The 22,232-nt window shown below is 74.6% G+C and carries 15 protein-coding genes and 1 tRNA gene; 11 read left to right on the top strand and 5 right to left on the bottom strand.

Annotated features, from left to right (window positions below; genetic code table 11):
- The first annotated feature begins 108 nt into the window (after positions 1 to 108).
- Positions 109 to 291: a hypothetical protein gene (locus tag OG309_RS31750; protein ID WP_329426111.1), complete on the top strand. Its 183-nt coding sequence runs from the start codon at positions 109 to 111 to the stop codon at positions 289 to 291.
- A gap of 407 nt (positions 292 to 698) precedes the next feature.
- On the opposite strand, the gene OG309_RS31745 is transcribed toward OG309_RS31750, so the two are convergent.
- A tRNA-Pro gene (locus tag OG309_RS31745) sits at positions 699 to 772 on the bottom strand.
- Between the two features lie 116 nt (positions 773 to 888).
- Here OG309_RS31745 and OG309_RS31740 point away from each other — a divergent pair.
- Positions 889 to 1,380, top strand: a complete 492-nt coding sequence (locus tag OG309_RS31740) for a DUF309 domain-containing protein (protein ID WP_329426109.1) — start codon at positions 889 to 891, stop codon at positions 1,378 to 1,380.
- Here the strand turns inward: OG309_RS31740 and OG309_RS31735 are convergent.
- The 3 genes from OG309_RS31735 to OG309_RS31725 form a co-directional block, all read right to left on the bottom strand.
- Positions 1,370 to 2,638: a cytochrome P450 gene (locus OG309_RS31735; RefSeq protein WP_329426107.1), complete on the bottom strand. Its 1,269-nt coding sequence runs from the start codon at positions 2,636 to 2,638 to the stop codon at positions 1,370 to 1,372. The two genes, OG309_RS31740 and OG309_RS31735, sit on opposite strands and share 11 nt — an antisense overlap.
- 161 nt (positions 2,639 to 2,799) lie before the next feature.
- Positions 2,800 to 3,189, bottom strand: coding sequence for a DUF488 domain-containing protein (locus OG309_RS31730; protein WP_329426105.1), 390 nt, complete (start codon positions 3,187 to 3,189; stop codon positions 2,800 to 2,802).
- Positions 3,190 to 3,218: 29 nt separating this feature from the next.
- A complete protein-coding gene (locus tag OG309_RS31725) occupies positions 3,219 to 3,857 on the bottom strand; it encodes a TetR/AcrR family transcriptional regulator (RefSeq protein ID WP_329426103.1) in 639 nt (212 codons plus the stop codon).
- 168 nt (positions 3,858 to 4,025) lie between these two features.
- Between OG309_RS31725 and OG309_RS31720 the strand changes: the two genes are divergently transcribed.
- The 7 genes from OG309_RS31720 (at position 4,026) to OG309_RS31690 (ending at position 14,829) form a co-directional block, all read left to right on the top strand.
- Positions 4,026 to 4,832 (top strand): phosphatase PAP2 family protein, encoded by an 807-nt coding sequence (locus tag OG309_RS31720; RefSeq protein ID WP_329426102.1) that lies wholly within the window; start codon positions 4,026 to 4,028, stop codon positions 4,830 to 4,832.
- A complete protein-coding gene (locus OG309_RS31715; protein ID WP_329426100.1) occupies positions 4,829 to 5,881 on the top strand; it encodes a DMT family transporter in 1,053 nt (350 codons plus the stop codon). The genes OG309_RS31720 and OG309_RS31715 overlap by 4 nt, the downstream gene beginning before the upstream one ends.
- 220 nt (positions 5,882 to 6,101) lie before the next feature.
- Positions 6,102 to 7,106 (top strand): SPFH domain-containing protein, encoded by a 1,005-nt coding sequence (locus OG309_RS31710; RefSeq protein WP_329426098.1) that lies wholly within the window; start codon positions 6,102 to 6,104, stop codon positions 7,104 to 7,106.
- Positions 7,103 to 7,996, top strand: coding sequence for a hypothetical protein (locus tag OG309_RS31705; RefSeq protein WP_329426096.1), 894 nt, complete (start codon positions 7,103 to 7,105; stop codon positions 7,994 to 7,996). The genes OG309_RS31710 and OG309_RS31705 overlap by 4 nt, the downstream gene beginning before the upstream one ends.
- Before the next feature lie 299 nt (positions 7,997 to 8,295).
- Positions 8,296 to 9,144: a GNAT family N-acetyltransferase gene (locus OG309_RS31700; RefSeq protein WP_329426094.1), complete on the top strand. Its 849-nt coding sequence runs from the start codon at positions 8,296 to 8,298 to the stop codon at positions 9,142 to 9,144.
- A gap of 706 nt (positions 9,145 to 9,850) precedes the next feature.
- Positions 9,851 to 11,545, top strand: coding sequence for a S8 family serine peptidase (locus OG309_RS31695; protein ID WP_329428651.1), 1,695 nt, complete (start codon positions 9,851 to 9,853; stop codon positions 11,543 to 11,545).
- Between the two features lie 227 nt (positions 11,546 to 11,772).
- Positions 11,773 to 14,829: a helix-turn-helix transcriptional regulator gene (locus OG309_RS31690; RefSeq protein WP_329426093.1), complete on the top strand. Its 3,057-nt coding sequence runs from the start codon at positions 11,773 to 11,775 to the stop codon at positions 14,827 to 14,829.
- A 192-nt stretch (positions 14,830 to 15,021) separates the two neighbouring features.
- On the opposite strand, the gene OG309_RS31685 is transcribed toward OG309_RS31690, so the two are convergent.
- Complete coding sequence (locus OG309_RS31685) at positions 15,022 to 15,831, bottom strand: caspase family protein (protein ID WP_329426091.1); 810 nt, start codon at positions 15,829 to 15,831, stop codon at positions 15,022 to 15,024.
- A gap of 107 nt (positions 15,832 to 15,938) precedes the next feature.
- On the opposite strand from OG309_RS31685, the gene OG309_RS31680 reads away from it, so the two are divergent.
- Together OG309_RS31680 and OG309_RS31675 are read left to right on the top strand one after the other, a co-directional pair.
- Positions 15,939 to 16,799, top strand: a complete 861-nt coding sequence (locus tag OG309_RS31680; RefSeq protein WP_329426089.1) for a DNA/RNA non-specific endonuclease — start codon at positions 15,939 to 15,941, stop codon at positions 16,797 to 16,799.
- Positions 16,800 to 16,910: 111 nt separating this feature from the next.
- Positions 16,911 to 22,211 (top strand): trypsin-like peptidase domain-containing protein, encoded by a 5,301-nt coding sequence (locus tag OG309_RS31675; RefSeq protein ID WP_329426088.1) that lies wholly within the window; start codon positions 16,911 to 16,913, stop codon positions 22,209 to 22,211.
- Positions 22,212 to 22,232 lie beyond the last annotated feature (21 nt).

Here is a 22,232-nt window from a genome sequence, read left to right as displayed (position 1 = left end):
CCCTGACAGCTCCTTGACGCCGTCCTCGACGGCGCGGGGCGTCAGGTTCGCGTGAAGACTTCACGGGCAACGGCCGGCCGGCCCGACCGCGCCCTACAGTTCGGCCCCATGAAGCGACCCGACGGACGCCTCCCTTCCGACCACAGCCTGCGCCGGCACTCGGTCGCACTCGCCGGCGGAGCCTGCCTCGCCAGTCCCCTCGGGCTGGTCCTCGACAGCGTGTGGCTGCTCGGCGCCGGCGCGTGGCTCCTCATCGCGGCCGTCCTCCTGGAGCTGGTCTACCGGCCCTGATGACCCTCATCAACGGGGTCTTCTGGACGCCGGGCAGCACTTATCCGCAGTAGTGCAGCACGACTTCCCCACCCCCTCTAGGGGCCGCCACACCAAGTCGCCCCGCGGGGCGGAAAGTTCGCATCACTGACCTGGATACCGGGCGGGGGCCACCTGCGACTCGGCTACGCCGCGCGATGCGAGTAAGAACTCGGATCGCTTCCCTCGCCGGCAGCGATCCGCCCCACGAACCAGCCGCCGCTGGGAAGAATCTCGGGAGAATGAGTTGCCCAGGGGCGGCTGGGGATGGCAGTTGCCGCCCTCTGACGAGCCACGACGACCGTCCTGGTCCCCAACTGGTCCCCAAAAACGATCTTGAGGCCGTATCGGATCCTTCCGATACGGCCTCCGACCTGCGTACAAGCAAGTCGGGACGACAGGATTTGAACCTGCGACCCCTTGACCCCCAGTCAAGTGCGCTACCAAGCTGCGCCACGTCCCGGTGCCCGTCTGCCTCCGATTTGTCCCCGGCGGCTGCGTGCAAGAGAACATTACCTCACTTCACGGGGTGGATCACCACACGGGGTGTCACCGGGTGGGGCGGCGGAGAATGGGGGGATGGACAGGGATCGGGACCGGGACGGGCGGGCGCGGAGTGCGCGGCCGCGGGACGGGCTCGGGCGGCCGTTGCCGTACGGGGTCGAGGGGGTGCCGCGGCAGCCGGAGGGGCTGGTGCGGGCGCCGGGCGAGACGGTGCGCGAGGCGCAGCGGCTGTTGGACGCGGGGATGCCGTTCCACGCGCACGAGGTGTTCGAGGACGCCTGGAAGTCGGGGCCCGGGCGGGAGCGGGACCTGTGGCAGGGGCTCGCCCAGCTGGCCGTGGGCCTGACGCACGCGGCGCGCGGGAACGCGACGGGCGGTGCGCGGCTGCTGCGGCGCGGGGCGGAGCGGATCGCCGGGTACGCGGCGGGGCCGGGGGCCGCGACGTACGGGGTCGACGTCGCCGGGGTGGTGGTGTGGGCGCGGGGCCTGGCGGCCCGGGTGGAGGTGACCGGCGCCGCCGTGCCGGACGCCGCGGCGGAGGCGCCGCGGCTGCTGCTCAGCGGGTGAGGAGCAGTTCCTCCGGTGAGCGGTGGATGAGGGTCGGGCGCATCACCGGGGCGGGGCCGTCCGCGAGGCGGAGGTCGGGGAGGCGGTCGGTCAGCACCTCCAGCGTGGTGCGGAGTTGGACCCGGGCCAGCTGGGAGCCCGGGCAGCCGTGGCGGCCGTGGCCGAAGGCCAGGTGGCGGGCGTGCGGGCGGGGCCGGGTGATGTCGAAGGAGTCGGGGTCGCGGTGCCGGGCCGGGTCGCGGTTCCCGGAGCCGTAGGCGAGGAAGACGACGGCCCCGGCGGGCAGTTCGGTGCCGGCGAGGACGACCGGGCGGGTGGTCGTGCGGCGGAAGCCCTGGACCGCCGTGTCGTAGCGGGCCGCCTCCTCGACCGCGGCGGGTATCAGCTCCGGCCGGCGGCACAGCAGCCGCCACTGGTCCGGGTGGCGCAGGAGGTGGAGCACCGTCCCGCCGATCAGGGCGGTGGTGGTGAGGTGGCCGGCTATCAGCAGGTTCTGCAGATTGGAGACCAGTTCGCAGCGCTGGTCCTCGGTGAGGCCGCGCGGTCCGGGGCCGAGTCCCGCGTCGGGGGCGAGCGCGCCGACCATGGTGCTGATCAGGTCGTCCCGGGGCTGCGCCCGCCGGTCGCGGGCGTAGCGGTCGAGGAGCCGCTGGAGCGCGAGGACGTCCTCGGCGGCCGCGATCTGTTCTTCTTCGGGCAGCGGCCGGAACAGGAGGCGTTCGGCGCTGTACGAGCCGTGGACGGCGGCGGGCACGTCGGCGGGGTCGAGGCCGAGGAGCCGGCCGACGACGGCGCCGGGCAGACGGCTCGCGTAGTGCGCCATGAGGTCGGCCCGGCCCTGCTCGGCGAGCGTGCCGGCGAAGGCGTCCGCCAGGGTTTCCGCCTGTCGGCGGACGTACGGGGTGAGGGCGGCGGTACGGGTGGCCGAGAGGCCGCTGTTGAGCGGGGCCCGGTGGCGGCTGTGGGCCGGGCCGTCCGTGGAGACGACGGTCGGCCGGGGTGCGAAGCCCCGCGCGAGGACGGCGAGCGCGGCGGGGTCGGGCAGCACGTCCGGGCGCAGGGCCTGCGCGGAGGAGAAGTCCTGCGGCCTCAGGAGCACCTCGCGGATGTCGGCGTCGCGTGCCACCAGCCAGGCGTCCAAGGCGGGGACGAAGGTCAGGCCTTGGGAGCGGCGCGCGCGGGCGTAGAGGGGGTACGGGTCGCGCTGGAGCGCGTCGAGCACGGCGTGCCGTCGTCGGCGGGCCTGGTCCGGGTCCACGCGGTGCCTCCTCGCGAGCGCCGAGACGAGAGGGGTGGGGCCGTGCGCTGCCGCGCCGGGTCCCGCCGCCCATGGTGCCGACGGGTCCGGCCGCTGAACAGGGGCCGGGGCCGAGGTGGCCCGAAAGGACCGCACCGTGACGGCGTCCCGCCGGCCGCGGTTCAGCCCGCGCCCTGCCCCAACAGCGCGGTCAGCACCGCCGTATGGCTCACCGTCGGGTCCTTCGCGGCCGTCAGCAGGGTCACCGGGCCCTCGGCCACGCGGGCGCGCAGGGCCGCCAGCGCCTCGGCGGCGGGCGGTTCGGCGAGTTCCCGCTCGTAGCGGCGGCGGAACTCCTCGTACGCGCCGTCCGGGCCGTGGTACCAGCGGCGCAGTTCGGTGGAGGGGGTCAGGGCCTTGGGCCACTCGTCGATGCGGGCGTCGGCCTTGGCCAGGCCGCGGGGCCAGAGGCGGTCGACGAGCACCCGGAGTCCGTCGTCCGGCTCGGGCGGCTCGTAGATCCGCCGCACGCGGACGCCGGAGGGGGAGGTGGGGGGCGTGGGCTCGGGCATGGGTTCAGGGTGCCGGAGCGGTGGGCGGTTCACATCTCGGAGGTGTGCGGGGGCCCGGCGGCCGGCATGTCCCGTACCCGGAGGGCGGGCAGCAGGACGGCGTCCACGAAGGTGCGCAGGGTGTCGGGGTCGGCGAAGCGGTCCTCGAAGAGGCGCTCGATGCGGAGCATGCCGAGGAAGCTGGGGGCGACGAAGCCGATGGCGGGGTTTCCGGCGTCGATCTCGCCGCGTTCGACGGCGCGCCGCAGCATCGCGTCGAGGGCGGCTACCTCGGGTTCGATGACGGTCTCGCGCAGCGCGGCGCGCAGGTCGGGGTGCTGGATGTACGCCTGGCTGACGGCTTCCATCAGCTCCGCGTCCCGCTCGCGGCGGGAGGCGGCCACACCGGCGGCCGCGCGCAGGTCGCCCACGAGGGTGCCGGTGTCGATGCCGGTGAAGACGGCGCAGCGGCGCTTGTCGAGAGCGGCGGTGACGAGGCGCGGTTTGGTGCCCCACTGGCGGTAGAGCGTGGCCTTGCCGCACTTGGTGCGGGCCGCGACGCCCTCCATGGTGACCGAGTCGTAGCCGCCCTCACGGAGCAGACAGATGACGGCCTCGTACAGCTCCGTCTCCCGCTCGGGGGTGAGTTTGCCGCGCTTCGCGGCGGCGGTCGCGGCCTGCGTGGACATCGATTTCCTCCCGGACACCCCGTACCCAGCGGACAGCTGTCTCTGCACATACGAGAGTAGGGGGTGCACAATCGAGACGCAAACGTATCGAGACGCTTGCGTCTCGATGAATTCGGATCTAGAGTTCCTCCGTTTGCTGTCCGAATTGACGGAAAAAGGGGCCGAGCCATGGCTGCCGGGATACGCGGGATACGGAGACCACGTCCTGCAGGACCGGGGGTGACGGCTACCCCCAGACCGCCCCTCGTGCGCGAGCTGCTGCTGGTGACGGCGCTCTTCCTCGTCTACAAGTTCGGCCGGCTCTTCGCGAACGGGCACGAGACCCGCGCCTTCCACAACGCCGACCGCGTGTGGGACTTCGAGCGCGCCCTGCACCTTCCGGGCGAGGGAACGATCCAGCAGCTGCTCCTGCACGGCGAGGGTCTGGTCCGGGCCGCCAACACGTACTACGCGGCCGTGCACTTCCCCGCCACCCTCGCCTTCCTCGCCTGGCTCTACTGGCGCCGGCCCGCGCACTACGTGTGGTCGCGCCGCGCCCTCGCCCTGCTGACCGCCACCGCCCTCGGCCTGCACCTGCTCCTGCCGCTCGCGCCGCCGCGGATGCTCGCCGCCACCGGCCTGATCGACACCGCCCAGGTGTACGGACCCTCCGTGTACGGCGCGACGCCCGAGACCGACTCGATGGCGAACCAGTTCGCCGCGATGCCCTCCCTGCACTTCGGCTGGGCCCTGATGGTCGCGGTCGGCCTGATCGCCGCGACCTCCTCACGGTGGCGCTTCCTGTGGCTGCTGCACCCGCTGCTCACGCTGCTGGTCGTCGTCGGCACCGCCAACCACTACTGGTCCGACGCCCTCGCCGCCGCCGTCCTGCTCGGCCTCGCCCTGCTCGTCGTGCCCGTGCCGGGCCGGAAGACCGGACCCGGCACCCTGGTGCCGCTCTCCCCCACCACTGCCACCGTCGGAGCGCTGCGATGAGCCCCGCCACCGGGACCGCCGTCGCGATCCTCCTCTCCCTCGTCTCCGCCGCCGGGTACGCCTTGGCGGCCGTCGCCCAGTCGCGGCTCGCCTCGGCCTCCGCCGGCGGGCCGGGGGCGCTGCGCCGGCTGCTCGCCCGCCCCCAGTGGTGGTGGGCGGTCGGCCTGAACGCCGCCGGGGCCCTCGCCCACGTGGCCGCGCTGCACTACGGGCCGCTCACCCTCGTCCAGCCGCTGGGTGCGCTGACCCTCGTCGCGGCCCTGCCCATCGGCGCGTACGGCGCCCACCGGCGCGTCACCCGCGCCGAGTGGCGCGGCGCGCTGTGGACCCTGGTGGGCCTGGTGGGCCTGGTGGCCGTCACCGGACCCGCCGCGCCCGGCGAGGCCCTGAACCTGCGCGAGGCCCTGATCGTCACGGCGGCCACGCTGCTCCTCATCGGACTGCTCGCCTCCCGTTCACGCGCCCGCGCGGGGACCGCCTCCCGGGGGCGCGGCCTCGGCCACGCCACCGCGTCCGGGATGGCCTCCGGGGTGGGTTCGGCCCTCACCCAGACCCTGACCGCGGCGCTCGCCCGCGACCTGCCCGGCGGCCCGACCGGCTGGTGGCAGACCGCTCTGCTCGCGGTGCTGATCGCCACCTTCGCGGTGGGCGGGCTGCTGCTCTCCCAGGCCGCCTACCGGGGCGGGCTCGCCGCTCCGCTCGCCGTCGTCAACCTCTCCAACCCGGCCGCCGCCGCCGTCATCGGCGTGGCCCTGCTCGGCGAGACCTTCCGTGCCGGCGCCTGGGGCTGGGCCGTCGCGGCCACCGCCTCGCTGGTGGCGGCCCGCGGGGTGGTCCTGCTGACGACCGGGCTGGGTACCGAGGAGTCCGCGGCGGGCCCGGAGCCCGCGCACGAGACCCTCCTGAGCGGCATCCCGGAACCCGCCGGGCGCGCCACGGGCGTCGAGTCCGGACCGCTGACCGCGCCGCCGTCGGCCGGCCCCTTGCCCGGCCTGGCCGTTCCCGTGCCCGTGCCCGTTCCTTCGCCCGTACCCGAGCCTGCGCGCTGAGCCCGGCACCGGCCCTCCCGGCGCCTGAGCCCAGCCCCTCCCCTCCCTGCATCTCCCTCCCGCCATCCCGCCATCCCGCCATCTCCTCATCCCCTCATCTCGTCATCTCGTCATCTCGTCATCTCGTCATCTCGTCATCTCGTCATCTCGTCATCTCGTCATCTTGACGACAAGCGGAATCCCCTCCTATCGTCATCCTGACGACAAGGGGAGGTCCCACATGGCCGACATCACCCGGCGGGCCGGCTGGCGCCATCTGCGCTCCGCGCCCACCGCCCACATCCGCTACCAGCGCGGCGGCCGGATCGTCCAGGACGGCGCCGGGCTCAGCTTCTGGTTCCGGGCGCTGTCCGCCGCCCTCTCCGAGGTCCCGGTCGACGACCGCGAGCTGGCGATGGCCTTCCACGCCCGCACCGCCGACTTCCAGGACGTCAGCGTCCAGTCGACCGTCACGTACCGGATCTCCGACCCCGGCGCGGCCGCCACCCGACTCGACTTCTCCGTCGACCCGGACACGGGCGTCTGGCGCGGCACCCCGCTGGAGCAGATCGCCGGCCTGCTCACCGAGAGCGCCCAGCAGCACGCCCTCGACGTGCTGGCCCGCATCCCGCTGGCCGAGGCGCTCGTCGACGGGGTCGCGGCGGTACGGGACCGGATGGCGGCCGGTCTCGGCGCCGAACCGCGACTGCCGGACACGGGGATCGAGGTGGTGGCCGTACGGGTGGTGGCCCTGCGCCCGGAACCCGAGGTCGAGCGCGCCCTGCGCACCCCCGCCCGTGAGCAGATCCAGCAGGAGGCCGACCGGGCCACCTACGAGCGGCGGGCGGTCGCGGTGGAACGCGAGCGCGCCATCGCCGAGAACGAGCTGGCCAGCAAGATCGAGCTGGCCCGGCAGGAGGAGCGGCTCGTCGACCAGCGGGGCATCAACGCCCGGCGCGAGGCCGAGGAGAGCGCGGCCGCCGACGCCGTACGGGCCGAGGCCGAGGCCGCGCGCACGGTACGGCTGGCGCGCGCGGAGGCGGAGGCGGCGCGCGAGGTCGGCGCCGCGCGCGCCGAAGCGCAGACCGCCTGGCTGCGGGCGCACGCGGACGTCCCGGCGGCGACGCTGCACGCCCTCGCCGCGACCCGGGCGGCCGAGCAGCTGCCGAGGATCGAGCACCTCACCCTCTCGCCGGACGTCCTGACCGGGCTGCTCGCCCGGCTGGGCGGCGGTACGGGCTCGTGAGCCTGGCCCCGCGCGCGGTGCTCGTGCACCGCACGACCGAGTACCAGGAGCTGCTGGCCCGGCACGGGACGCACGGGCAGGCCGCGTTCTTCCTGGCCGCGCGGGGGCGTTCGGCCGACGAGGTCCGGGACCGTCACGAGCGGTCCGCGCGGGCGCTCGCCGAGGTGGCGGCCGCGGTGCCGTTGCGGTGGCGGCGGGCCCAGGTCGAGAGGGCCGACCTCGACCGTTTCCTCTTCGGCCCCGAGGACGTGGTCGTGGTGGTCGGCCAGGACGGCCTGGTGGCCAACGCGGCCAAGTACCTGACGGGTCAGCCGGTCGTCGGCATCGACGTCGACCCGGGGCGCAACCCGGGCGTCCTGGTCCGTCACCGGGCGGCCGACGCCCACCGGCTGCTGCCGTCCGCCACGGGGGTGCGGACGGCGGTGGAGAGCCTGACCATGGCCGAGGCCGTCACGGACGACGGGCAGCGGCTGCTCGCGCTCAACGAGGTCTACGTCGGCGCACCCGGCCACCAGACCGCCCGCTACACCCTCCAGGCGCCGTCGGGACCGGCGGAGCGGCAGGCCTCCTCGGGTGTCCTCGTCGGCACCGGGACGGGCGCGACCGGCTGGCTGCGCTCGCTCTGGCACCAGCGCTCCAGCCCCGTCCCGCTGCCCGCCCCGACGGCCCCGCGCCTCGCCTGGTCGGTGCGCGAGGCCTGGCCCTCGCCGGCCTCCGGCACCGGGCGCGTGGAGGGGCTGCTCGGGGCCGGCGACACGCTGCGGCTCGTGGTCGAGTCGGACCGGCTGGTGGCGTTCGGGGACGGGATGGAGTCGGACGCCCTGGAGCTGACCTGGGGTCAATCCGTACGGGTGGGGGTCGCGGAGACGGCGCTGCGGCTGGTGGGGTGACCGTCGGCGCTCGGGCCGGGGCCGGTGTCACCTCTCGCGCCCGACGAGTCGGCGGCCGCTCGGGTCGGATCGGGTCGGATCGGAACGGGTTAGATCGGAACGGGGCGGATCGGAACGGGTCGGGTCGGGTCGGGTCGGGTCGGGTCGGGTCGGGTCGGGTCGGGTCGGGTCGGGGGAGGGTTGACCGGGGGCGGCCGGAAAGCGACTGCGGTACGTCGGGGGGACGGGGCCGCGCCGCTATGCTCGGCGGCTCCCCTCCCCGTGCGCGCCGCGCTCCGTCCTCCGCCGAAGGGACCTCCATGACCCTGCAGATCACCCGCGCCTCGCTCCAGGACTGGGCGCTGGTGCGCGACTGGGCGGCCGACGAGGGGTGGAACCCCGGTGTCTCCGACGCTCCGGCGTTCTTCGCGCAGGACCCCGAGGGGTTCTTCCTGGGACGGCTCGACGGGGAGCCGGTCTCGGCGATCTCCGTCGTCAACTACAGCGACGCGTATTCCTTCCTGGGGTTCTATCTCGTCCGCCCCGACCAGCGCGGTCTCGGCCACGGTCTCGCGACCTGGCGGGCCGCGCTCGCGCACGCGGGTGAGCGGACCGTCGGGCTCGACGGGGTGCCGGCGCAGCAGGACAACTACCGCAGGTCCGGGTTCGCCCCGGCCTACCGGACCGCCCGTTTCGTCGGGGAAGTCCCGTTGTCCGGGGGGACGGTTGCCGGGGTGGTGCCCGTGGAGCGGGTGGATCCGGCCGCCCTCGCCGCGTACGACGGCGCCTGTCACCCCGCCGACCGCCCGCGCTTCCTGGCGTCCTGGCTCGCGACGCCCGGCCACCGCGCGCTGGTCCGGCTGACCGACGGGCGCGTCACCGGCTACGGCGTGGTCCGGCCCGCCGAGCAGGAGGCCCGGGTCGGACCGCTCTTCGCCGACACCCCCGCCGACGCGGCGGCGCTCCTGGACGCCCTCGCCGCGGAGGCCCGCGCGTTCGGTTCGGAGCGGATCGCCGTCGACATGCCGGAGGCCAATCCGGCGGCGGCCCGGCTCGCCGAGGAGCGGGGTCTGGAGCCGACCTTCGAGACGGCCCGGATGTACACCGGTCCGATCCGCCCGGTCGCGGCGGACCGGGTGTTCGGGGTCACCACCCTCGAACTCGGCTGACCCGGAGGCCGAGCGGGCGGAGGCGGTGCGACCCCGCCGCCCCGCCCCTCCGGCCCACGGCCCCTCCTCCTCCCACCGTCCACCGTCCCCGCTCCGAAGCCTCCCCCGCCCTCCTCACCAGGGCGTCACCCCGTCGCCGCCCCGTCCGACGGCCCCTCGGATCCGCCCCGGCCCGGCCTGTGTCCGGCGCCCCTCCGGCCCCGTCCCGCCCCCTCCCTCAGGCGCCGTCACCTGGTAAACCTCGCGGCTCCCCTTTCCTCGCGGGCCGGTTTCCCCACCCCTCCCCCTCCCTCCCCCGAGGGGTGACAAGGGTTTTCCCCGTATCGAGTTCACCTCGGCTTTCCCTACTGTCTGCCGCACCGGCGGATCCCCTCCCCCTTCTCCACCTGTCAGGTGCATGAGAAGGGTCAGTGATGTCCGTCGGGGACGGCCTTGACCCGGGCCGTCGCGCCGGTGGCGGCGCACGGGCCCCCACGCCCAGGGAGACACGGAAGCGACCCCACTTCGCCCCGCGGATCCCGCGCCGCCGCCACTGCTCCACTCACGTCGTACTCGAAAGGGCCACACCTTGAACGGTTCCAGGCGGAGAGTCATATCCGTGGTCGTCGCGAGCGCCGCGATCCTCGGCGCCGCTGCCACCACCACCGGGGCGTTCGCCGCCGTCCCGGCCGCTGCCACCCCGAAGCCCGTCCCGGCTTCCCAGTCGATGACCGCGCTGCCCAGCGCCCCGGTCGACAAGGTCATCGTGACCTACAAGTCCTCGTCCGCCGAGGCGGGTTCCAACACCGCCGCCAAGAGCGACGCGGCCGACAAGGCCGCCAAGACCGGCGAGAAGCTCTCCTTCGAGCGCCGCCTGTCCGGCGGTGCCGCGCTGGTCGACCTGGGCGGTTCCGCCTCCCAGCAGGACGTCGCCGAGGTCATGGACGCCTTCCGCGCCGACCCGCAGGTCGCCTCCGTGGAGCCGGACATCCGCGCGTACGCCATGGCGGTCACCCCGGACGACACCGACTACGCCAAGCAGTGGGACCTCTTCGAGCCCACCGGTGGCATGAACGTCCCCACCGCCTGGAACAAGACGACCGGTTCGGGCGTCACCGTCGCCGTCATCGACACCGGCTACGCCGCCCACTCGGACGTGGCCGCCAACGTCGTCCCCGGTTACGACTTCATCTCCACCTCCGCCGACGCCCGCGACGGCAACGGCCGTGACGCGGACTCGAAGGACGAGGGCGACTGGAACGCCACGGACGGCGAGTGCGGCACCGGCTCCAAGGCCTCCAACTCCTCCTGGCACGGCACCCACGTGGCGGGCACCATCGCCGCGGTCACCAACAACACCAAGGGCATCGCGGGCATCGCGTACAACGCGAAGATCCAGCCCGTGCGCGTGCTCGGCAAGTGCGGCGGCTCGTCCTCCGACATCGCCGACGCGATCACCTGGGCCTCCGGCGGCACGGTCGCGGGCATCCCGGCCAACCCGACCCCGGCCAAGGTCATCAACATGAGCCTGGGCGGCGCCAGCGCCACCTGCCCGAGCGTCTACCAGAACGCGATCAACGGCGCCGTCTCGCGCGGCACCACCGTCGTCGTGGCCGCGGGCAACAGCAACGCCAACGCGTCCGGCTTCACCCCGGCGAACTGCTCGAACGTCATCACGGTGGCGGCGACCAGCCGCGAGGGCAACCGGTCCTTCTACTCCAACTTCGGCACCATCGTGGACGTGGCGGCCCCGGGCGGCGAGACCCGTCGCGCGACCGACACCCCCGGCACCGTCACCACGCCCGAGAACGGCATCTACTCCACGCTGAACTCCGGCGCCACCGTCCAGTCGACCGAGACCTACAAGCCCTACCAGGGCACCTCGATGGCGGCCCCGCACATCGCCGGTCTCGCCGCGCTCCTGAAGTCGGCCAAGTCGACCCTGACCCCGGCCGACATCGAGTCCGCGATCAAGACCAACGCCCGCCCGCTGCCCGGCACCTGCACCGGCGGCTGCGGCACCGGCATCGCCGACGCCGCCAAGACGGTCGACGCGGTCACCACCACGCCGCCCGCCGGCACCGTCTTCACCAACGCGACCGACGTCACCATCGCGGACAACACCACCGTGTCCTCCTCGATCGCCGTCACCGGCCGCACCGGCAACGCGCCGGCCGCCCTCAAGGTCGACGTGGACATCAAGCACACCTGGCGCGGGGACCTGGTCGTCGACCTGGTCGCCCCCGACGGCACCGTGCGCAACCTGAAGGCGTCCTCCTCGTCCGACAGCGCGGACAACGTGCTCGCGACCTACACGGTCGACGCGTCCAGCGAGGTCGCCAACGGCACCTGGAAGCTGCAGGTCCGGGATGTGGCCTCGGGTGACACCGGCTACATCGACTCGTGGAGCCTGACCTTCTGATTCGGTCGGCTTCTCGTCAGAACCACCCCCCACATCAGCATCACCGCTGGTCAGCGAAGCGCTCGTGGTCTACACCACGGGCGCTTCCTGGTGCCGGTGACGGACCGTCGACCGGCACCCGCTGTCCGTATGCCGGACACAGGGCCTGGACTGGGGCGACAGGCTCCGTATTCTCTGCGCAACGGGGCTCATGGGCCGGGCCCCGAGGGCCGGAGGGTGGTGGAAGCATGACGACAGCGCCCCCAGCGCCCGTGGGCCGGGAGGAACTCCTCGCCCGCCTCGAACGCGTGCTGCAGTCGCGGGGCCGTGCACTGCTCACCGGGCCGGCCGGGGTCGGCAAGACCGAGGTCGCGCTGGCCGCGGCGGCGCGTGCCGAGGCGCGCGGCGAGACCGTGCTGTGGCTGGCCACGCTCCCCTCCGACCGGGACATACCGGGCGCGACCGCTGCCGCGCTGCTGGCCTCGGTCGCGGCCACCGTCACCTGGCCCGCCGCCCCGGCCGTACCGGACGCGCCCACGGGCACGCCGCCGGGCGCCGGGTACGGCACGCCCGGGGCCGCACACGGCACGCCCAGGGGCGTGCCCGCCGCGGACGAGGACCTCGCGTTCCCCGAGCCGCGGTCCCCGGCCCCCGACGGCGCCGCCCCCGCGTACGGATCCACCGCCGCGTACGACTCCACCCCCGCGTACGACACCGCGCCGTCCGGTCCCCCGGCAGCCGCGCACGGTCCGCTCGGCGTCTCCGCCTCCGGGGTCTTCGACGCGCTGCCGGGCCCGCAGCGGACCGCGGTGGCCATGCTCTGCCGCGAGGCCCCGCTGCACGAGGGCGGCTGGGACCCGATCGCGCTGCGCCTCGGGATCGCCCGGATCCTGCGGGCGATCACCGCGCGCGGCCCCGCGCTGCTCGTCGTCGACGGCGTGCAGCACATCGACCCCGACAGCGCCGACCTGCTCCGCTTCGCCCTGCACCTGGCCCCGCCCACGCTGCGGGTGGTCTCCGTGGAGACGCCGGAGGCGTACGAGGCGTACGGCACGCAGGACGCGCACGACACGCACCTGTGGGTGCCGTCCGAGGCGGACGTGCTGCTCGTGCCGCCGCTGCACGCCGACGAGATCGCCGAACTCCTCATCCACCACCGGCTGCCTTCCCGGATGGCCGGGCGCATCCACAAGGCGAGCGGCGGCAACCCGCGCCTCGCGCTGGCCGTGGGCCGTTCCCTCGCCGACGCCCGCACGCCGGTGCACCACGCCGAGGCGCTGACCCTGTCCGGCCGGGCCCGCGACCTGGCCCGGCAACTCCTCGGCACCGCGCCGCCGGACGTGCGCGAGACCCTGCTCCTGGCGGCGCTCGCGCTGCGCCCCTCGGCGGCGCTGGTCCGCCGGGCCGGGCGCCCCAACGCGGAGGCGGACCTCGCGGCGGCCGAACGGGCCGGCCTGGTGTCGCTCGCCGAGGACGGCACGGTCGCGTTCACCGCCGGGCTGCTGCCGTCCACCCTGGTGCACGACGCCTGCTGGGCCGAACGCAGTGCGGGGCACGCGGCGTTGGCGAAGGTCGTCGACGATCCCGTCGAGGCGGTACGCCACCGGGCCCTCGCCACCGACGCACCGGACGAGGAGCTGGCCGCGGAGGTCGGCGCGGCGGCCGACCTGGCCCGGGGCCGCGGCAACCGCGCGCTGGCCGCCGAACTCGCCCTGCTCGCCGCCGAGTCGACCCCCGGGCAGTACGGTCCGCGGCGGATCGCCCGGCTCGTCGACGCCGCCGAGGAGGCCGCCCGCGCGGCCCGCGCCGATCTGGCCATGCGGGCCGCGACCGACCTGCTGGCCCGGGACGCGGTGCCCGCCGACCGGGTGCGGGCCCGGCTCGCCGTCCTGGACACCGCCGGGCAGGGCCTGACGGGGCTCGACGAGATGTACGTCCACGCCATGGAGGACTCCGAGGGCGACACCGCGCTGCGGGCGGCGGTGCAGCTCCGGCTGGCCGTCAAGTACGTGCTGGCGGACGGCGATCCGCTGCGCTCGCGGGCGGCCGCGGTGGAGTCGGCCGCGCTCGCCGCCTCGATGGGCGATCCGCGCACGGCGGCGCAGGCCCTGACCGTGCAGGCGCGGATGGAGCGGGCGCTCGGCTCCTCGGACGCGGACGCGGTGCTCGCACAGGCCCGGGCCCTGGAGACGGCCGAGCGTCCGTCCGGGATCCGTAACGCGGCACAGATCCTGACGATCCGTCACGCCCTGTTCGACGGACGTCTCGTGGACGCCCGCGACCAGTTGAACGCGCTGCTCCCGCTGGTGCAGCGGCGCGGCTCCGTCGAGGACGCCATCGAGCTGCTGAGCACCCTCGCGGAGATCGAGTCCCGGCTGGGCCCCTGTTCGGCGGCCCTGGCGCACGCGGGCCAGTCGCTCGGGCTCACCCTGGAGGCCGGACTGTCGCCGGGGCCCGCGTGGTACGCCCTCGCGCTCGCGGAGACCGCGGGCGGCAGCTTCGGCCGGGCGGCGAGCTACGCCCGGCGCAGCGTCCAGGCCTCCGAGGAGGAGGGCGACCGGGTCTTCCTCTCCCGCAGCCTGTACGCGCTGGGCCGGGTCCAGCTGGTGAACGGGGACGTCGCCGCCGCCCTGGAGACGCTGCGCCGGGTCGAGGCCAACGAGCGCGCGCAGTCCACGGTCGACCCGTCGATGCTGCGCTGGCACGAGGAGCTCGCGGAGGCGCTGCTCGCGCACGACGCCGTCGAGGAGGCCGTCGCGGTCCTCGCGGAGGTACGGCCCGTGGCCGAGCGGCTCGGGCGGACCTCGGTGCTGCTCGGCTGCGACCGGGCGTACGCGCTGTGCCTGGCGGCGGAGGGCCGCACCGACGAGGCGGCGGAGCTGCTCACCCGCACGGCGGAGCGCTTCGCGCGGGCGGGGCTGCCGCTGGAGCGGGGCCGGGCGCTGGTGGCGCTGGCCCGGGTCGAGCGCAGGCGCCGGCGCAGGTCGGCGGCGCAGGCCGCGCTGCAGACGGCGGCCGGGGTGTTCGAGCGGGCGGGGGCGGCGCCCTGGCTCGTGCTGACGAGCGAGACGCCGGCCGGGCCGGCGGGTGAGGGTCCGGTGGGCGAGGAGGCGCTGCCCGCGCTGTCCGCGTTGACCGAGGCGGAGCTGCGTCTGGCCCGGCTGGTCGGGCAGGGGGCCAGCAACCAGGAGGCGGCGGCGAAGCTGTACCTGAGCGTGAAGACGGTCGAGGCACGGCTGACGCGCATCTACCAGAAGCTGGACGTACGCTCGCGCGCCCAGCTGGCGACCGCGCTCAGGCCGTGAAACGGGCAGCGCCCGGACCGCGGGCCCAGACCGTGGCCGGGGCAGCGCCGAGCAGTGCCCGGGGCCGCCGGCGCCGTGACCGCGGCCGCGTGGAGCCGTGGCCGGGGGCGCGGTCCGGCCGGGACGGGACGGCGGTCCGGGGAGGCAGCCTGTGGAGCGTCGGGCCGTCCGGACCGTCGTCGGGGAGGGATGTCAGACCGTGAGGGGTCTCTGACCGAGGAAGGCCTCCGTAGGTGAGCCGGTCGTGTAGAGGTTGGGGCTCTGGGTGGGCGGCAGCTTGGCCTGGATCGCCTTGTGGAAGGTGCGGTAGTCGCCGTGGAAGGCGCCGTCGCGCCAGACCTCGAGGAGCGCCTCGGTGAAGGCGCCGTTGACGGCTCCGTCGGCGGCGACCTGGTTGTCCTGGCAGGCGGAGACGAGGATCACGGGGGGTCCCTGTCCGTCGCCGTCGGCGGCCGCCGCCTTGGCGAGCGAGCGCTGGAGGTCGTCGTAGAAGTCCCGGTCGCGGTCGTAGAGCGCGATCTGCCGGGGCTCGGGCACATAGCGCCCTCTGACCTCCGCCGTGCCCGGCAACTCGATGCTGCTGCCGCTGTGGCAGCAGTCGAAGAAGGTGACGATGCGTACACCGTCGTCGAAGCGCAGGAACTCCTGGTGGACCTCGTCGTCGAGGAACTGGCGGTCGTAGAAGACCAGGGTCTCGTCGCGCCGGTCGGGTTCGTGGTCCCCGCCGGTCACGTCCGGGACCTGGCCGCCGTGGCCGGAGTAGCTGAAGAGCAGGATGTCCCCGCCCGACAGCTTGCCCGCCGCGTCGCGCAGTGCGGCGGTGATCCCGTCGACGGTTCCTTCCTCGGTGAGCAGGACGGTGGGCGTGAAGCCCACGGCACCGGCGATCCTCGCCATGTCGCGGGCGTCGTTCTCACAGGCCACGAGGGTGCCGTCCCAGCCGTCGTAGCGGTCGGGATCGACACTGTTCAGTCCGACGTGCAGTGAAAGGCCGGTGGGCATGGTGGTGCCTCCTTGGCCGGGGTGAGGGGGCACCGGGGGGCGTCTGTTCGAGTGGCCTACGGGTCCGGTGCCGTGGGCAGCCCTCCCCCGCGCGGTACTTACATCGTATGAACCCGAGCGATTCCCGGCACGACCAGTTCTCCGACCGCGCCGGGTACGACGAGGCCTTCCTCGGCCCCGTGGTGCCCCTGCCCCTGCCGGTGCGCGAGTCCGTGCGGACCGTGCTCCTGCCGTACACGCACTTCACCGTCGTCTTCCGGCCCGACCGGCGGCTCGCCGCGTCGACCGGCGTCTGCATCGAGGGCGCCCAGCTCCTGGAGGACGTGCCCCGCGAGGACGTCTGGAACTTCGACCCGCGGGTGCCGCAGGACCAGCAGGCCGGCAACGACGTCTACCGCAACAACAGCCTGGACCGCGGGCACCTGGTCCGGCGCCTCGATCCGGTGTGGGGCGCCGCGGGCGTGGCGGACGCGGCGAACGCCGACACCTTCCACTACACCAACGCGGCCCCGCAGGCCGACGTGTTCAACCAGGGCAAACAGCTGTGGCAGGGCCTGGAGAACTACCTCCTGGAGCACGCCGCCGAGTACGACCGGAAGCTGGTGGTGCTCACCGGGCCGGTGCTGCAGGACGCCGACCCGCCCTACCGGGGCATCCAGGTGCCGCTGCGCTTCTGGAAGGTGGTCGCCTTCATGCAGGACGGGGCGCTCGCCTCCACCGCGTACGTCCTCGACCAGAGCCCCGACCTCAGCAAGGACGCCGAGCGGGCGCTGGCCGGGGCGACGGCGGGCGCGCCGCCGCCGCTGGGCCCGTACCGCACGTACCAGGTCCCGGTCTCGGACGTCGCGGAGATCACGGAGCTGGAGTTCGGGCCGCTGCCGGACGTGGACCTGATGCCTCCGACGCGGGCGCCGGAGGAGCGCTGGCGCCGGCTGGAGAGCTTCGAGGACATCGCGATGCAGGGCTGAGTACGCCTCGCGCGCCCCGGGTCCGGCAGCGATTGCGGCGCTGCGGGCCCGGGGAGAGGATGGCAGGGAAGTCCGTCCTCATTCGGCGCAAGGACGGCGGGCAGGTGAGCCATGCCTCTCACCGAGACGGAGTGGGGCCTCGTCACCAGCTGGGTGCGGGACCACCTTCTCGACAACCCCGACCCCCGCAGAGGGCTGCTGCGCTCCGCCCTGAGCAGGATCTTCGTGGCGGACCTGCCGCTCACTCCGGACCGGGACGAGAACGCGCGCCGGATCGTGGGGGCCGCGCGCAAGGACATCGGGCACCAGCGGAGGCTGCTCGCCACGCTGGCCCGGCTCGACACGCTCGACCGCCTCGACGCCAAGGACGCGGCCGGGCGGGGCACCGAGCTGCGGTCGCTGCTGGGCCGGCTGCGCGAGGACGAGGAGGTCGCGCACTCCGAGCGCGACCCGTTCTCGACGGTGGTGCTGCGGGACGGCACGGCGGTCTTCATCGACCGGGCCGAGCTGCGCGAGAAGCTGCGCCGTTTCGTCGCCGATCCCGAGCAGACGGTCCTGGTGGTGGACGGCGAGCCGGACACCGGGCGCTCGTACACGTACCAGCTGATCCGCCATCTGGGGCAGCACTGCGGGTTCCGTCCGGTGCGGGTGACGCTGTCGCGGACCACGACGGCGGCGCGGCTGGTGGGGCGGCTCGACGAGTTCGTGACGGAGCCCGGCCTCGACGGAGTTCCGTTGAACCCCACACAGTTGAACGATCCACTGCCCTCGATCGACGACGCCGTGCACCGGCTCGTCAGCCGCGCCACCGCCGCCGAGGAGCGCTACTGGCTGGTCCTCGACGAGTGCGACACGCTCGACCCGAACTCCGACGTCTGGGACTGCATCGGCAAACTGGCCCTCGCGATCTACGAGCACACCCCGGTCCGCTCCCAGACCGTGCCCCGGCTCGTCCTGCTCGGCTACTCCAGCGCGATGCGCCAACTCCCGTACGACATCCGCAAGAACGAGGTCCGCGACACCTCGCGGGCGGCCGACGCGGACGATCTGCGGGCGTTCTTCGGGCAGTTCTTCCGGGAGTCGCCGACCCCGCCGGAGGAGGAGCTGCTGCCGGGGCTCGTGGAGACCACCGTCGCCGAGGTGCTGCGGGCCGTCGGGGCCGCCGACCCGGCCGACAGCTACATGCGCCGGGTCTGCACGGCGGTCGAGGAGACCGTGCGGACCTATCTCGCGCTGGCCCCCGGCCATGACGTCACGGGCCCGCTCCGCAGGGCCCTGCGCACCCCCGCCGCACCGGCGACCCCCGCCGTGTCCGAACTGCGCCGCGCCTACCGCGAGGCGGCCTGCCTGCTCGACGACTTCGACCCCGCGCGCCTGCGGCTGCCCGGCGAGGAGCGGGCCACCGGCCGGGCCGTCGCCGAGCTCGTCGACGACTGCACGGCGCTCGCCGCCTCCCAGCACGCCCTGCGCTGGGTGCTCACCCCGGAGGTGCGGGAGGCGACGCTGAAGGGGTTCAGCGGGCCCGCGGCGGCGAAGGCCGCCCTGGGCGCCGCCGACTTCGACGCGCTCTCCGAGGGCCCGCGCGTCGAACGCACCGCGGCCGCCCTGCTGTGGGGCGCCCTGCCGACCGGCTCCGAGCCGAGCGTCGAGGAGCTGTCCGACCTCCTGCAGGCCGTGCTGTGGCTGCGCCACGTGCCCGGCACCGAAGGACTGCTGCCGGACGCCGAGGACGTCCAGCGGCGGCTCGAACGGGCCCGGCTGCTCCAGCCGATGCGGCTTCTGGTCGAGGGCACCTTCCACGGCCGGATCCGCGAACTCGACGCGCTGCGCTCCTATCTCGCGCTGCCCGCCGAGCCCGCCGAACCCCCCGTGCTCATCCACGGCATCGGCGGCATCGGCAAGAGCACCCTGCTCGCCAAGTTCCTCCTGGACAGCCTGGCCGAGTCCGCGCCCGAAGGGTTCCCCTTCGCCTACATCGACTTCGAGCGCCCCACGCTCTCCATCCAGGAACCCGCCACGATGATCGCCGAGGCCGCCCGGCAGCTCGGCATCCAGTACCCCGCCCACCGGGAGGCGTTCGACGCGCTCGCCGACCGGTGCGGCGAGACCGCCGCCGCCCAGCGCGGCGAACGCAACCAGCTCGACGAGCTGTACCAGCTCTCCGCGACCCGGGCCACCCTCGGCCGCGACTACTCGGCCGGCTTCCACGCCCGCGCCTCCGCCCACGAGCAGGAGCTCGCCCGTGAGCTCGCCGAGCTCGTCGCCCGTGCCGCCGCCACCCCGGCCGGCGGGATGGACCCGCCGCTGCTGATCGCGCTCGACTCCTTCGAGCAGGCCCAGTACCGCGGCTCCCCCGTGATGTCCCGGATGTGGGCCGTCTGGACCGCGCTGCGCGCCGCCTATCCCCGGCTGCGCTACGTGGTCGCCGGGCGGGCCCCCATCGACCACCCCGCCAAGGTGATGACCCCGCGCACCATGGCCCTCGGCGAACTCGACGAACCGGCCGCCGTGGAGCTGCTCATGTCCTCGGGCGTCGACGACGAGGACGTCGCCGGGAACCTGTACGACCGGGTCGGCGGCCATCCGCTCAGCCTGAAGCTGGCCGCCCGCACGGCCGTCCTCCTCGGCGAGGAGTCCGAGACCCTGGGCGAGCTGCTCACCACCCTGCCGTCGCGGCGCCGGTACTTCCACTACAAGGTCGACCAGATGCTCATCCAGGGCACCCTGTACGACCGGATCCTCAAGCACATCTCCGACGACACGGTCCGGTCCCTGGTGCAGGCCGGCCTCGCGCTGCGCGTCATCACCCCCGAACTGGTCCGCGAGGTCCTCGCCGTGCCGGCCGGGCTCACCGTCACCTCGGCCTCCGAAGCGGGCCTGCTCTTCGGCAAGCTGGTCTCCCGGCTGGACCTCATGGAGTCGGCCGGACCGCAGGCCATCCGGCACCGCGCCGACCTGCGCACGATCGTGCTGCGGCTCTCCGACAGCGCCCGCACCGACCTGATGCGGGCCGTCGACACCCGGGCCGTCGCCTACTACGCCGCCCGCGAAGGGCCGTCGGCGCGCGCCGAGGAGATCTACCACCGGCTGCGGCTCGGCGAGAACCCGCGCACGGTCGAGCTGCGGTGGGAGCCGGGCGTCGAGAGCTACCTGGTGGACGCGGACCACGACATGTCCCCCCGCTCGGCGGCCTTCCTGCTGGCCCGGATCGGCGGCCACGTCCCCGACCAGATCATGGCAGAGGCCGACCAGGAGGACTGGGAGCGGATCGCCGCCCGCGAGGTCGAGGACCTGCTCACCCAGGGGTACGTGGAGGCCGCCGCCGAACGGCTCGCCGAGCGGCTGCCGTGGACCCCGTGCAGCAGGCTGCACGCCCTCCTCGTCGAGACCCTGGCCCGCTCGGGCCGCTCGGCGGACGCCCGCGACACCGCCGACCGGGCCGTGGACCGGGCGGAGGAGGCCGGCTGCGCGGAGAGCCGGCTCGAACTGCTCCAGCTGTCCGCCCGGCTCGCCCAGGACGCGGGCGACTTCGTGGACGCCGACCGGTCCCTCCAGGAGGCCGAGTCCCTCGCGGCCGGCCTCGGGCTGCCGTACGAGTCGATGGGCGTCCTCGTCGCCCGCTCCCGGCTCGCCGCCGTCGCCGACGAGGACTCCGACGAGACCGACCGGCGCCTCGCCCGCACGCTGCGCGGGATCCCTGACGAGGCGCTCGCCCAGCAGCCCGCCCTGGCCCGGGCCGCCGCCGCCTCCGCCGGGCGCGTCGACCCGCACGTCCTGGAGCACACCCTGCGGCTGGTCGGGCTGCCCGGCGACGACGAGGCGGTGCTGGCGGCGCTGGCCCGCTGGATGGACACCGCGATGGCCGACGAACCGCAGCTGCGCGAACCCCTCACCCGCATCCTGGAGTCGGCCGCAGCCGGAGCCGGGGCGGACGACCGGCCGGACCTCCCGGACACGGACCCGTCACGCGCCAAGCAGGTCAGCGCCGTGCACGCCGTACCGGGCTCCTCCTCGGCCGTCCACGCCCTGCCGTACGCCCAGGTCGAGGAGGCCCTGAGGGAAGCCCTGCGGCACGGCACCCTGGACAGCGTCGCGCGGCGGGCGCTGGCCCTGCGCGACCACAGCGGCGACCTGCTGCTCGGCGTGGCCGCCGCGATGGACGCCGGCACCCCGGTGCCCGCCCCGGGCCACGGGCACGGCTTCGGTCCGGGGTCGGGCGGCCAGGCCGGCCTCGCCCCGCCGCCCGACTCCGCCCAGGCGGCCTGGCGGACGGTGCCGTACCTGACCGACGACGAGCTGCTGCGGGTGCAGAGCGCGGCCGTCGAGGCCGGGCTCGCCGACGCCGAACTGCGGCCCCGGCTGTTCGCCGGCACCACCCGGCACTTCCGGGCCGGGCTGCCGCTCCGGAAGACACCGTTCGAGCAGATCCGCTCCGACCTGCGGATCGTGAACAGGGTGGAGCGGCTGATCGACGGCACGGTCCCGCTGGAGGTCTGGCTGCGCAACGCCCTCACCCTGACCACCCAGCCGGGACCGGTCGCCGTCTTCCAGCGCGCCCTCGACGACGTGGCCCGCGACGCGGCCGGCGAACCCGAGCTGTCGGCGGACTTCCTGCCCGGCGAGGCCAAGGAGGAGATCGTCTTCCGCGACGACACGGTCCCCTTCGAGTTCCTCCAGGGCGGCTTCCAGGCCGGTGCCGCCGTCGCCCGGATCAGCGTCCCGCCGTACGAGTCGGGGGCGCCGCTCCAGCCCGCGTACCCGCACGCCGGCACCGGCTGGCTCATCGCGCCCGGCCTGCTCGTCACCAACCACCACGTGGTCATTGCCCGTACCCGCACGCCCGGCACCCCCCGGGCCCGGGTCACCGACGACGACCTCCAGCTCCAGGTCCGCAACTCGCGCTCGCGCTTCGACTACGGCTCGGACGAGACGGAGACCGAGGAGGCGACCGCGGGCGCGCTGGTCGCCTGGGACGAGGCCCTGGACTACGCGATCATGCGGCTGTCGGCGGAGCAGCCGCAGCGCCCGGTCCTGCGGGTGGCGACCGTGCCGCTGGCCCCCGCCGCGAGCGAGCCGGTCGCGGTCAACATCATCCAGCACCCGGGCGGCCGGCCGAAGCGGGTGGCGCTGCGCAACAACCTGGTCTACCAGGCGGACGAGAAGGACGTCGTCTACTTCACCGACACCCGCGGCGGCTCGTCCGGCTCGCCCGTCCTCGACGACGGCTGGACGGTGGTCGCGCTGCACCGGGGCACCAAACGGATCGAGGAGGTCGACTTCCAGGGCAGGGCGACGGCGTTCGTGAACGTCGGCACCCAGATGAGCCAGGTCCTCGCCCACCTGCGGGAGCACCGGCCGGAGCTGTACGAGGAGATCATGGCGGCCCAGGCCGCCCTCTTCGGCCAGTCGTGACACACGCGGGCGGGGCAGACG

The sequence above is a fragment of the Streptomyces sp. NBC_01268 genome, assembly GCF_036240795.1.
In the GTDB taxonomy this organism is placed as follows: Bacteria; Actinomycetota; Actinomycetes; order Streptomycetales; family Streptomycetaceae; genus Streptomyces.
The sequence above is the reverse complement of the archived record's forward strand: the minus strand, read 5'-3'. Positions and strand labels throughout refer to the sequence as shown.